The 12,787-nt window shown below is 39.0% G+C and carries 10 protein-coding genes; 3 read left to right on the top strand and 7 right to left on the bottom strand.

Features of this window, described 5'->3' with window-relative positions; genetic code table 11:
* The 3 genes from ACM26V_RS12295 to ACM26V_RS12305 all read right to left on the bottom strand — a co-directional run bounded on the left by ACM26V_RS12295 (position 1) and on the right by ACM26V_RS12305 (position 5,654).
* The gene (locus tag ACM26V_RS12295; protein ID WP_416151702.1) at positions 1-1,986 is read right to left on the bottom strand and encodes a beta-galactosidase; all 1,986 of its coding nucleotides are present in this window, start codon (positions 1,984-1,986) and stop codon (positions 1-3) included.
* Between the two features lie 331 nt (positions 1,987-2,317).
* Positions 2,318-2,566 carry a hypothetical protein gene (locus ACM26V_RS12300; protein ID WP_416151870.1) on the bottom strand — a complete coding sequence of 83 codons (249 nt, stop codon included), beginning with the start codon at positions 2,564-2,566 and terminating at the stop codon, positions 2,318-2,320.
* A gap of 178 nt (positions 2,567-2,744) precedes the next feature.
* Positions 2,745-5,654 (bottom strand): glycosyl hydrolase 115 family protein, encoded by a 2,910-nt coding sequence (locus tag ACM26V_RS12305; RefSeq protein WP_416151703.1) that lies wholly within the window; start codon positions 5,652-5,654, stop codon positions 2,745-2,747.
* Between the two features lie 322 nt (positions 5,655-5,976).
* On the opposite strand from ACM26V_RS12305, the gene ACM26V_RS12310 reads away from it, so the two are divergent.
* Positions 5,977-6,483: a CBO0543 family protein gene (locus tag ACM26V_RS12310; RefSeq protein ID WP_416151704.1), complete on the top strand. Its 507-nt coding sequence runs from the start codon at positions 5,977-5,979 to the stop codon at positions 6,481-6,483.
* A gap of 393 nt (positions 6,484-6,876) precedes the next feature.
* Here the strand turns inward: ACM26V_RS12310 and ACM26V_RS12315 are convergent, their stop codons facing one another.
* Positions 6,877-7,857: a M23 family metallopeptidase gene (locus tag ACM26V_RS12315; protein WP_416151705.1), complete on the bottom strand. Its 981-nt coding sequence runs from the start codon at positions 7,855-7,857 to the stop codon at positions 6,877-6,879.
* A gap of 358 nt (positions 7,858-8,215) precedes the next feature.
* Between ACM26V_RS12315 and ACM26V_RS12320 the strand changes: the two genes are divergently transcribed.
* Both ACM26V_RS12320 and ACM26V_RS12325 read left to right on the top strand, forming a co-directional pair.
* Positions 8,216-8,791, top strand: a complete 576-nt coding sequence (locus tag ACM26V_RS12320; protein WP_416151706.1) for a bifunctional transcriptional activator/DNA repair enzyme AdaA — start codon at positions 8,216-8,218, stop codon at positions 8,789-8,791.
* A 1-nt stretch (position 8,792) separates the two neighbouring features.
* Positions 8,793-9,347, top strand: coding sequence for a methylated-DNA--[protein]-cysteine S-methyltransferase (locus ACM26V_RS12325; RefSeq protein WP_416151707.1), 555 nt, complete (start codon positions 8,793-8,795; stop codon positions 9,345-9,347).
* 138 nt (positions 9,348-9,485) lie between these two features.
* On the opposite strand, the gene ACM26V_RS12330 is transcribed toward ACM26V_RS12325, so the two are convergent.
* The 3 genes from ACM26V_RS12330 to ACM26V_RS12340 all read right to left on the bottom strand — a co-directional run bounded on the left by ACM26V_RS12330 (position 9,486) and on the right by ACM26V_RS12340 (position 12,262).
* Positions 9,486-10,676: an MFS transporter gene (locus tag ACM26V_RS12330; protein WP_416151871.1), complete on the bottom strand. Its 1,191-nt coding sequence runs from the start codon at positions 10,674-10,676 to the stop codon at positions 9,486-9,488.
* Between the two features lie 146 nt (positions 10,677-10,822).
* Positions 10,823-11,572 carry an SDR family NAD(P)-dependent oxidoreductase gene (locus ACM26V_RS12335; protein ID WP_416151708.1) on the bottom strand — a complete coding sequence of 250 codons (750 nt, stop codon included), beginning with the start codon at positions 11,570-11,572 and terminating at the stop codon, positions 10,823-10,825.
* Between the two features lie 111 nt (positions 11,573-11,683).
* Complete coding sequence (locus tag ACM26V_RS12340) at positions 11,684-12,262, bottom strand: TetR/AcrR family transcriptional regulator (protein WP_416151709.1); 579 nt, start codon at positions 12,260-12,262, stop codon at positions 11,684-11,686.
* Between the last annotated feature and the right edge of the window lie 525 nt (positions 12,263-12,787).

The raw sequence follows: 12,787 nt of genomic DNA on the forward strand, positions 1-12,787 counted from the left end.
CTAAAAAGAAATTATTCGATATTCGTAAGGTCCAATATCTAATCGTTCTGCTGAAACCTTCTCTTTCGTTAATACGTCCATCGCGTCTTTCGGAATAGTCACACTTCCACCTTGACCATCCATATTGACAATTACCCACGATTGCTTGCCGTCGTCATCGATGCGCGGTGCCACGATCGTTCCACTTGTTACATCCGTCCTTACACTGACTTCCGTTTCCGTTGCATAATGATCAATGATCTTTCTTATTAAGGAATCCCCTTCTTCTCCAACAGGCAAAGAACCGACGTGAACGATTTTTCCTTTTCCAACTTTCGATTCTGTCATGAAGGCTTTTCCATCTGAATTCCCTCCTGCAATCGTACCGACAACTGTTTTCTCATCATATTCAAACACCGTACTCCATAACCCTAATGGTGCCCGCTCTCCAAATGCATGACCAACTGAACCGGTTCCATCCATTGGATATGTGTACAACGCTTCGATTCCGGCAATTTCTTCAAGTTTTCCTAGTGCTGCATTCGTATGAACCGTATGCTCCTTCGTTCGTCCGCCACTTAAAGGCCCAACGATCCATGTTCCACCACTATTCACAAAATCAACAGCCTGTTTTCGATATTCATCAGAAATATACGGCAAGAATGGTGTAAATAATAGCTTATAGTCTTGTAAACTTCCCTTTTCTGGAATCATATCACGGTGAATCCCCAATGATACAAAATGGTTATAAAAGTTCGTCACTAACGACCTAAAATCCATTTGCTGATGAGGTTCCGTTTGAAAGAAGGCCTTGGCTTGGTCCGAATATGTTATCGCGATATCCGCTTTCTTGGGCTTGGTTTCTACCATAAATGGCTCAACTTTCTTTCTCATTTCTTCCACATCTAAGACACTTTGAAAACCGACCGTAGGCTTTCCCCATGCACTAATCACCGAACCATGAGGTTGCTCACACCCTGCTCGTTGCTGTCTCCATAACCAATAACAAAAGGCTTCTCCTCCAAGCGCATACGAAACAATCGCCTCTGCTCGTAAATAGCCATTTGCATGCGGACTTGCATAGCTCTCTAGCGAAGCTGCATTTGATGTACTCGTCTCCATAATCCAAAAGTCTCGACCTTTTTTAAAGTTACGCCATAAATCACAGTTCATTAAATAAGATGCTTTATTCTCTTGTGTCGCATATGTATCAAACGAAGCAAAATCTAACTTTTCAAATAAACGTTCATTATCAACCGAAAACGGAACATTACTATTATGCGTAATTGGTGCGTCTGAATATTGACGAATAATTTCAGCTTGACTATCAGAAAATTCGGCAATCTTCTCCATCGAGAACTGACGATACATCGTGCTTAATGAAGAATTATGCAGGAATGGAGCTGGCCCTGGTTGCGGGACTTGCTCAAATGAATGATAATACTCACTCCAAATTTTTGTGCCCCACGCTTCATTTAATTGTTCAATTGTTTCGTAGCGCTCCTCTAACCATTGATGCCATAATTCTAGGCACGTTTCACACATACATTCACTCACATGACATTTAAATTCGTTATCAATTTGCCAGCCAATCACTCCTGGCAGTGAACCAACTGCTTTTGCCATATGTTCTGTAATCTCATTTGCTTTTTTTCGAAAATATCGATTATTCGTACAAGCATGCTGACGAGATCCGTGCCCCATCACTTTCCCTTCATGGTTGACATACATTCGTTCTGGGTGATTATGTGTGAACCAAATTGGCGGTGTTGGCGTTGGCGTACACATTACCGTCTCAATACCATTTTCATATAGCTTGTTAATGACATTGACGAAAAAGCTAATGTCTATTTTCCCTTCTTCCGGCTCCATCGTATGCCAAGCGAACTCTCCCATTCGTGCTACGTTAATGCCGGCTTCTTTCATAAGCTTAATATCCTCTTCCATCACCTTTTCATCCCAAAGCTCAGGATAATACGCTGCACCATGGTATAACTTGTTTGCCATTTGTATCACTCCAACTTCTTTGTTTTATCCCTTAGATTGAATACGCTTACTTTTTAATGTGCAATGCAATCGCATCTTAACGAATATAATAGAGTACTAGTATTATTCGCCACTCTTGAATTCCTCCGAACATATCGAACTTAACAACGTTTTTATTTAAGCTTTCAATAACACTTCTAATTTAAAATTTTATCATATAGAATACATCCTGTTCAATTAAGAAAGTTCTAAAAACCTTTGATAATCAACGAATCTGAGCACTTACTAATTTTATAACTATTCGTTAATTTGTGTTTTGGACTTTTTCTTCGTCTCTTTATCAAATTTCTGATCAAGCCATGAAAGGGTTGGTTGAGACACTAATCTGTCTTTGTCTAAGAGAGTTGTTAACAAAGGTTCTTTTGGATAACTCCTCGCCCTTTTGAATCATCACTTCCTCATTTGAATGTGTATGATCTTTAACAGAGACACTCTTTTTTATCGTTTTACTCAGACCAATTTTCTTATCAAACTCTTTGTATAAAATTAAGCCAGAATCTGAGGTGAGGTTACCACCTTCAAAATTGACTTTGAAACTAATGGAATGGGCGTTTTTTTACACTGCCAAATAATACAAACGACACCCTTCCTCGTAAAGACGAAGAACAGTGTCGTTGATAGCGTTGTGTTATAGATGGTGAATCGGAAGTATTACTTTTGTTTGTTTGCTTCGTAGCTACTAAACACTGCAAAGCAAACACCTATATAGTGTCATTTATTCATTTCCCTTTATAATAAGTTTCAGTTGGCCCTAGATAACTATTTGCAGGTTTCTTTCCTTCTGGATAGATTACGATTTTTTCTAAGACAAACCCTGGACTCACTGCATAAATACACAAAATATTAAGGCCTTCCTTACAATTTATTCTACTGCTTTGCCTGCGGATATTATCCAACACTCCGGATGCCCAGGTATCATCATCAACTCGATATCCTTCCGGAAGCGTGTTAACAATGTTTATATCACCGTCATTTACTTGAATTCCACAGAATATCGAACCATCTTTTGTGACAGGATTAGACGGTTGCATGTAAAGTTCCACTTCATACTGGATAGATTCCTGTACGAAAAAGTAATATTCCAGATAAGGAGCATCCTTTCCAACTGTAAAATATTCTGTAGTTGGAAAAGCCTTCATTGCCGATAAAGTTTTGCCGTATCCTTGAAGCGTTTTAAATCTGTTCATGTCACCATTTTCGTTCATTGCTTCCTTATTCAAAGCATAATGTTCTGCTTCAATGGAAATATAGTTATTGGACTCCACAAAGGTCATATCAGGTAGTTCACTGAAATTATTCTCTAATGCCTTTACAATGATTGTGCACGTGCCTACTGGCATCTCCACTACTATACTGCCTTCTGTCTCACCATTCATCGCATTACGATCAATCCTTACTTGAATGGCTTCCGTTGTTTTTTCTATACCATCTAAACTCCCGCTTGTCATAGAACACGTTAGCCACTGATTTTTGCTAGTTATATTAAAATCCGCTTTCCTATCACTCATACTGGAAATAATAAATGAAGCTTCCTCAATATCCAGCTGTAAAAAGTCATTTAAATATACTTTATTATTATGCCAGTCGGGACCCTCATTGTTTTGATCCGTCCCATCAACACCGATTACCAGTCTTGGCTTATTAGCAGGCAATACATTCATTATTATTGGATTCTTGTTTCCCTCTTCATTCCAGTTAGTAAAACCAACATGTTCAGAAAGTCCCATTCCATACCACTTACCATTATCAATCGTATGAAGCTGCTCCACTAGTTCCCTATCTCTTTTGTAGCATTTTCTTATCTGATCGGCTAGTCTATTTGCTTCGATTTTACCCAACTTCGCATCATAATTATTTTTCCCAGTTAGTAACCACATTTTTTGCAAATTTAGATTACCTACAGCCGGATAATAAACTAATGAAAAATAAGCGGAAAAGTTCTCAGGATTTACATTCTTATATATTTCCTCAGCAATATCCAAAAGCTCATCAATTTGCTGCAATTTGTTATCTGTTTCCTGGTAATTCACCGGATGATATACATCTGCATTCATATGTTCAGGTCTGCGATTATGAGCAATCTTTGTGTAGCCAGTGAGTAGCTCAAATACTTTCTTCATTTCAGCCTCACCGAATACGGCATCAAACTGTCTTTGAATCCATAGCTTCGTGTAAATATCCGTATTATTAACGGCACTCGTTCCCCATTTTTCAAAGTCATACGCCAAATCAAGGAAATAAGATAACGGGAATTCCTGCGTAAATATATCCCCTACATTTACAATCCATAGATCCCGAACACCAAAATCGTAAGCCATACTCATCTGTTCCCATATTTTAGGTAAGTAGGAACTGTTAATCCATTCATATGAAATTGGTCCGCCATGATAATCAAAATGATAATACATGCCATAACCACCTTTATGGTTACGCATTTCTTCTGTTGGTAAAGTACGTAAGTTGCCGTGATTATCATCGCAGAGCATCAGAATAACATCCTCGATCTCCTCAGAGTTCATTAAACCTAGTGTATTTTCATCTCCATAAAAGAAAGGTTCCACCTCTTTATACAACGCCAACATTCTCGGCACTTCTGAAAGGTTACGATTGACATTTTCCCGTATCAGCTTGTTTTGTGTTCGTAGCACTTCTTTTAGCAAATTAATATTGTCTGCAAGTACAGCTCCTTTACCCATAATCGAAGTATCTTGTTCACCACGCATACCGACAGTTATAACATTTTCAAACTTTCCGTTGCGCTTAAGTCCGTCTTCCCAGAATTTCGTAATTCCTTCTCTATTCTTAATAAAATTCCAAGCATCTCCATAAATAGAGTTCTTACCGCGAAGATATTTATACTCTTCTCCATAACGCAAACAAGGCTCATGATGAGATGCCCCCATTACTACTCCATATTCGTCTGCCAGTTCAGCATTCGCTAAACCTGGTCCTTCATCACTGAAACGAGCTGACCACATGGCAGGCCAGAGATAATTACCTTTCAATCTTAGCAACAATTCAAAAACATGGTCATACATTTCTACATTATGACCACCAAAGTTTTTCATCGTCCAATTACCAAAAGCAGGCCAATCATCATTGATAAAAAAGCCACGAAAACGAACAGATGGCTGTTTGGAAATATATTTTAAGTCTCCATTTAAAGAAAATGATTTTTTCTGGTGTGGCTTCACATCACACCAATCTACTAATGGAGAAACACCAAGTAACTCTGATAGATGAAATAGGCCGTATATCGTACCTCGTTTGTCACTTCCCGCTATTACTAATGCCTTTTCAACACCTTCAAATGGGTGATTAATTACTTGAAATAAAAATACTTCCCTCTTTCCTGTAATTTCTGTAAGGTCAATCATCTTTTTCTCATTCAGTTCCTCAAGCATTGGACTGCGATCTACCGTTCCATACAATACAACATTTTTTCCAAGCTTCTTTCTATCCCCTGTTGATTGTGGTGCATAGCCGAATACTAGTTCCAGGTCATGCATAACCTTTTCGGCGATCTTATTCACACCGCTGAATGCACCTTTTTCCTGGTAAAATAGTGAACCTTGCGAAGATGACGATTCATTTTTTAATACTTCTTGATTAATTACAAATTCCATCATAATGTCCTTTCTACTGATATACTTTTTTATTAGAAAAACTTGCCTTGTCGCCAAGTCCTTAATGGCGAAATACTTAGTTTATCTTATACTTAGCCCTTTAACGAAGTTAAACATTCTTAAATGTATAAATTAAATTTCCAACTCTATGAATACCTTTACATATGTATTATTCTAAACCCTGAAACGTATAACCACAACTGGGGCACAAGGCCAGGTTCCGTCCCCCAAAAATTTCTTCTTCGATAATAGATGTTTACTGTATGTATAAGAGTGGTTAAATTTGGCAATACACTTAATAGTCTACTAAATAAAGAGGTGTATTATGTATTTATTATTAGTTTTGATTGTTTGGACCTTATTTGCTTATAGATTTATTGATTGGTCACGTGTAAAAGACCAATATCCTACGATTCTATTTTTCATTGCCATAAACATGACTTATAACACTCTTTATCACGATCAATTACTTTGGGCTTTTCAGGGGATCACTGCAGAATGGTTAAACCATATGACGATCAATTTATTTTTCACGTTTTATATATGTCCGGTGACGCTGATTATTTTTTTCCAGCGAATGCCTATAACTCGTAATGCAAAAATTATCTATATAGTAGTTTGGGTCATTTTTTACACCATTATTGAGGCATTGTTTGCTCATAAAGGATTGTATGTATACGGAAATGGATGGAATAGCTGGCATAATATTTGGTTAAATGCGACATTGTTTATGTTTTTACTCATCCATTATAGAAAACCTGCTTGGGCACTTATTCTTGCTTTACCAGCAGCAGCGCTTTTCTATATCTTGTTCCCGGTTCCGCTCTATTGATTAAACTATTCTAGAGGTGATATTCTTATGTTTGTCCAAAATATTTTGTCCACACCAGTCTTTTTGGTACTACTATTAATGACCTATCTATCGATGGCGTTCTATTTATTTAGACTCGAAGCAAGAAAATCTAAAAAATAAGGGGGACACAGGGACAGGTTTAACCAAGGGGATAACCAAGGGGACGGTTCCTACGGTCAGCTATTGGTAATTCCAATCATATCGATTCCCTCTAATAAACTATTACCACAAATCAAAAATAGCACTAGCCAAACAATTAAGTTTGGCTAGTGCTATTTTTTCGGAATCTTTTCTTGAAGAAAAACCAAGAGACGTTTCCTTTTCCATAAGAACCGTCCCCCCGGTTACCTACCGGTTATCCCGAGTTTAAGCTCATTTGACAAAATCACCTTGAATAAATTCTTCATCCCGGTCGAAGTTAATTCGTATACTTTTTGACTCATTAGGATTAGCTGAGTCTGCAACATGAAAATGAATATGCGGTTCACTGGAGTTCCCAGAATTTCCAACGAGTCCAAGTAAATCACCTTGCTTGACTTCATCCCCTTCCTTCACTTCAATTGACTGGTATTTGAAGTGAGCAAGATGACTGTATTCATCGTTACCATGATCAAGAATGACATAATTACCATAAGGCTCTTGTTCATTCATTACGCCAACCGGCTCATTATCTTCCAAATCATTTTCCACACGAACTACCGTCCCATCACCAGGAGCCAAGTATTCCTTTCCAAATGCATAATAGCTTTCATTTAAGGTGGGATCTCCTTCATAGGAAGAGCCCTCGTTCATGATCACAAAGTCGTAAGCATAGCGCTGATTTTCATACTCATAATGATAATTAATTAAACTGTTCGTTCCTCCCCAAAACACGAACCACTCCCCCTGAAAAGGTAAATCAAATGCTTGTTTTGTATATATTTCATCCGTTTCCGGATAGTTAGCGAGTGGCATAACCTGTAATCCTTGAATAGTATCATCCTCATCAAAAACTGCCATCATTCCTTTAGAATCACTGTCATCTACCCAAACGTATTGCTTTGCGGCATTAGTATATGGGAGCTCAGACTGTAATATATATGTAGTAACTCCTGTGTTAAATTCTTCACCTAATTCCTTTAATTGCTCCAAGGATACTTCATCTTGAAACGCTTTGCTCATCTGGCTGTAGACCCTTTCGAAGTCTCCATGCAGGAAAACATCAGAAAATTCTTCAGGCTTCATTGTCGTTTCCTCTCCTTCATTTGTGTTTTCTTCCTCACTTTCTTCACCCGCTTCTTCTTCCATATTACAAGCAGTTAAGAAACCAGTTGAAAAAACAGACAGTATAAAAAATAGCTTCAGATAGTTCATTCATGACTCCTCCCTAAAAATTTCTTCGTATAAATTAATACGGTTAATTAAACTGGAAAGTTTCATAAATGGGGTTTTGAACCAATGGAATAATTCCTACGGTTAGCTATTGGTAATTCAAATCAATTCGATCCTCTCTAATAAACTATTACCACAAATCAAAAATCACATTCGCCAAACAATTAAGTTTGACGAGTGCTATTTTTCTTCGGAATGTTTTCTTGAAGAAAAACCAAGAGAAAATTCCTTTTCCATAAGAACCGTCCCCCCGGTTACCAAATTTCAATATCTTGCTTTTATATTCTAATTTTCTTCCATTAATGAGGATCAAGGGTATACTGGTGATGAGGTGATGTGAATGGAAGTTGGTAAGGAATTGACAGAAGATATGTGGCAGGCAATTGTAAAGAATGATGCAACTTACGACGATAAAATGATATACGCCTTGAAAACGACAGGTATCTTTTGTAAACCATCTTGTAAATCTAGGATGCCGAATAAAGTAAATGTGTCTATATTTAATAATGTAAAAGAAGCACTGTCAGCTAACTTCCGGCCTTGTAAAAGATGCAATCCTACAAAAGAACGTCTGCCTGATCATGAATGGGTGGACGAGATTACAAAGTACATTGAAGCAAATTACAATGAATCGTTACGCCTTCAGACGATAGCGTATATGTGTCATGGAAGTCCTTATCATATGCACCGCACGTTCAAACGAATTAAGGGGATAACGCCGGCATCATACATCCAACAACTGAGAATAAATAAAGCGGCTGAATTTTTAATCCACACTGACAGAAATATTGCGGATATTGCCATAAAAGTAGGGATACCGAGTACAACCTATTTTGTAACACTGTTTAAAAAAATATCTGGATTTACACCGAAAGATTACCGGCAAATCAATAGGAATTATAAGGATGTGCTGTAAAGTGAAGAAAAAATCAAATCTAGATGCCCCTGTCTACTGGACCATGTTCGTTTATGATGAATGGAAGTTATATATGGCCGCATCATCTGTGGGACTTTGTTATTTAAGTCCCCAAAATAAGCAGATTGATGAGTTAGTAGGATGGACGAAAAGACATTTCCCCAACAGTTTGCTTATTCAAGATGATGATAAATTACAGCGTTATTTAAACGAAATAATTGAATTTTTCGAGGGAAAGCGTGCAGATTTTACGCTGCCATTGGATTTACGTGGTACACCTTTTCAGCAAGATGTGTGGTATGCGCTTCGTAGGATCCCATTTGGACATACTAAGTCTTATTCGGATATCGCAATAGAAATCCAGAAGCCTTCCTCGGTGAGGGCGGTAGGGACAGCAATAGGTGCAAATCCAATTCTAATCACTGTGCCCTGCCACAGAGTCATTGGTAAAAACGGCTCTCTTACCGGCTACCGGGGTGGTTTGGATATGAAAGCAAAGCTACTGCAGCTGGAGAAAGAATTTGCAATCTTAGAGAGGAGCAGCGCCCATGCCTAAGTTTTTGGCCAAATGGATGATTATTCTGGCATGCATCCCTAGCAACCTCATAAAAATGGCAACTCCCTCATCCGTATAAGGGCAGTTGCCATTAGTTTTCGATCAAAGCTTTACCCATTGGTTACTAACGATTTTTACTTATTTTTGGATCCGTCTCTGTTCTGTATACTCTTGTAGAGATTCATGTTGTTCTGTACCCTTTTCGCGCAAGAAAGGCACCAAGGAAAGCAAGCCAAGAATCGCCAATAGAGTTCCGATCCATAAAGGTGACACAAGTCCGTATCCAGCTCCGATAAATAGTCCACCGATTGAGGATCCTACGACGATTCCGAAGTTTATGACAGAGGTATGAATTGTGTTTACCAACGAACCGGTGTTGCCTTCTCGCATCACACGAGTTGCCATAGCAGGATTCATCGGTACCCCGACTAAGCCGATCACGATAACTACAATCACTGTAATTATCGGATTGGTGTTAAACAGTGCGAAAATAACCAATGCCACGGTTAGCGTGATTAGACCTATCACCAAAATAGGCATCGTGTGACAATCGGCAAGCCTGCCGGTGATAATATTGCCAATAACGGTTGCCGCACCGTAGAAACCCAGAAGAATCGGCACCGTCCCAGACGCTAAGCCCGTAAGATTAGTAAGAATTGGTGAAAAGTAACTGAATGCAGCAAATGTAGCGCCAATGATAAACATACTTGTAGTGTAAGCTGCCCATAAGTTGCGTTTCCTGAAAACTGCTAGTTCGTTCCATATGCGCACCGATTCTGGTCTAGCTGAAGAAGGTATAGCCGAAATTCCTACCAACCCCGACAGAAGAACCAGAACAACAACAGCCCAGAAACTAGCACGCCATCCGAAGTACTGATCAATCAGCATTGCCGCCGGCAGCCCTATAGCAGTGGCGACCATTAAACCACCAAGAACGATGGAAGCCGCCCGCCCGCGGGATTGTTGTTCAACAAGGTTAAAGCAAATGGCAAGCGAAACACCAAAGCAAGCGGATGAAGCAATGCCTGTCATCACTCGTGCTACCAGCATTAACTCATAGCTGGAGACTAATGCACCAAGAGTCTGTCCGACGAGGAAAACCATGATTAGTGCCAGAAAAGCCTGCTTGCGTCGAACCTTTAGAAGACCTAACATCAGCACCGGACCACCTACAATCATACCCAGAGCATAGGCAGAAATAAGATATCCGATTGCCGAAATTGATACACCAAATTCCTCAGAAAGTGAAGGCATCATCCCGGCAACCATAAATTCTGAAGTAGTCATGGAAAATATCGTGAAACCTAACACATAGATAGCGAATGGCATTAGAGTCATCCCCGTTCCGTATTGCATTACTTTATATAAATCCCTAAATTTATATATTTTTTGATCGATCAGTCCATAATTGACAAAAAATAAAATGCACCTTTATATTGGGACTACTCATCAAGATAAAAAGGTAATTTGTATATTTAATGAATCGTTTTAACCAAACCGCCATCGATAATGTAATTAGCACCAGTGATCATCGCAGCACGATTGGAAGCCAAAAAAACAACAAGATTTGCTACTTCACTCGGTTCTGCAAATCGCTCAAGGGTGATGCCAATATCTTTAGCCAATTCATCTAGGTCACCGGGTACATCATCCCACATTGCCGTCTTTGTTGGACCAGGCGCAACGGTATTGACACGAACGCCTTTTGCACCATATATCTCAGCAAGGTTTTTAGAAAGGTTTGTTACTGCAGCTTTAATTGCACTGTATGCAATAATGGACGAATTCGGCATAGACGTATTCATTGTAGAAATATTTACAATCGATCCCCCTTGTTTTGTTAATACTGGCAAAGCAGCGCGAGTAGTACGCACGACGCTCATTAAATTGGCATTGATCATATTCTCCCATTCATTATCATTTATTTCTAAAAATCCCGTATCACGGCGGCCCAATGCCCCAATGTTGTTAACTAGTATGTCTATACTCCCGTATTTTTCTGTTGCTTCTTCAACTAACTTCTTTGCCCCCTCTTCCGTAGCAGCATCCGTAATAACAGGTAGAACTGATGTAGTTTTTGAAAGCTCTATAATCTCATCCGTCGGTTTACGAGTAGATGCTACAACCTTGGCTCCTGATGAAGACATTGCTTTAACGATAGCCAATCCAATCCCTCGACTCCCTCCAGTTACAACCGCCACTTTCCCTTTCAATGAAATTTCCATATAGATCACCCTTTCAGCTTAGTTATTTGCTGCTTCTTTTCATCATTTTGGACTGAACAGTCCAGAAAAGTCAAATAAATAGAAGGCGCCTTCAGTTTGTTTATTAAAGGTTTAATCAAAAATCGATAAAATAACTTTAACAATATCTTGAAGAACGACCTGATCGGGCGTTGTTTTTGAAGTCACAACCAGCCCATTCCTAGCACTATTAAGAAACCGTGCAAGCGCCTTAAGGTCTTGGTGGCGTGTATTCAGCTCACCTTGTTCCTGAGCACGAATCAATGCTTGATAAAATGCGAGTTCCGTTCTCTGCCCTCCTTCTTCAATAAATTTAGAGACCTCCGGATCATGAGGTGCCAGTTCTACGGCAGTATTCACCATAAAACACCCCTTTGATTGCTTTTCATCAGAAACGGTGTGTATCAATTGATCAAAAGCATGAACAATGGCTTCTTTCCCAGATTCAGTGTTTTCAAGAATGCTAATGATATCATGTTGACGGTCATAATGTTTAAGTGCGGAAAAAAATAGGTCACGTTTCCCCCCGTAAGTGTCATATAGACTTTGTCGGCCGATTCCCAAATGTTTAATCAAATCATGTACGGAAGTTCCTTCGTAACCAAATTCCCAAAAAATATCAACTGCCCGGTCGAGGACCTTTGTTGGATCAAACTCCTTCGGTCTTGCCATCTCATTTCACCTCCCTTAAGGAGAACTATATCAGTTATGGAATGAATGGTCAATAATTTTATTTCCACAGTTCAGATATTCCCTTCATATTTCTAAAGTTATTAATCGGGTGAATTCCAAGGGTGACACCATCTACCCAGTACATTTATGCCATAATTATAATATTATTGTGTTTTTAAATTACTCCCGCGTCAATGCAGACATGCAAGACAAAGCTGCAACTAAATTTGAGTAAGCTTTCAGTAAATCGTGACACTTTAGCAGACTAAAGGTGCACAAAATGTTCACAAAGATCAAAATTAAAAAACGACACAATTCCTCGTAGAGACGAAGAACCGCGTCGTTGATAAGCTTTTGTATGGTGGAGCATAGCGGGATCGAACCGCTGCCCTCTTGGCTGTCAGATGAAACCGGTGAAATAAACGGCGTTCAACCAAATTTAATACGTTAAAGGAAGTCTGGCAACTCTACGTTTTTAGTGTTCGAAAGACAAATGAGTTAAATAAATTTAACTTAGAAATATAA

The sequence above is a fragment of the Salipaludibacillus sp. HK11 genome (assembly GCF_047795645.1).
In the GTDB taxonomy this organism is placed as follows: domain Bacteria; phylum Bacillota; class Bacilli; order Bacillales; family Salisediminibacteriaceae; genus Salipaludibacillus.

Bases quoted from the DNA above. Each gene is read 5' to 3' on its own strand.
- ACM26V_RS12320 (WP_416151706.1), top strand. From the start codon at position 8,216: ATGGAAGTTGGTAAGGAATTGACAGAAGATATGTGGCAGGCAATTGTA.
- ACM26V_RS12305 (WP_416151703.1), bottom strand. From the start codon at position 5,654: ATGATGGAATTTGTAATTAATCAAGAAGTATTAAAAAATGAATCGTCA.
- ACM26V_RS12315 (WP_416151705.1), bottom strand. From the start codon at position 7,857: ATGAACTATCTGAAGCTATTTTTTATACTGTCTGTTTTTTCAACTGGT.
- ACM26V_RS12340 (WP_416151709.1), bottom strand. From the start codon at position 12,262: ATGGCAAGACCGAAGGAGTTTGATCCAACAAAGGTCCTCGACCGGGCA.
- ACM26V_RS12310 (WP_416151704.1), top strand. From the start codon at position 5,977: ATGTATTTATTATTAGTTTTGATTGTTTGGACCTTATTTGCTTATAGA.
- ACM26V_RS12335 (WP_416151708.1), bottom strand. From the start codon at position 11,572: ATGGAAATTTCATTGAAAGGGAAAGTGGCGGTTGTAACTGGAGGGAGT.
- ACM26V_RS12330 (WP_416151871.1), bottom strand. From the start codon at position 10,676: ATGCCATTCGCTATCTATGTGTTAGGTTTCACGATATTTTCCATGACT.
- ACM26V_RS12295 (WP_416151702.1), bottom strand. From the start codon at position 1,986: ATGGCAAACAAGTTATACCATGGTGCAGCGTATTATCCTGAGCTTTGG.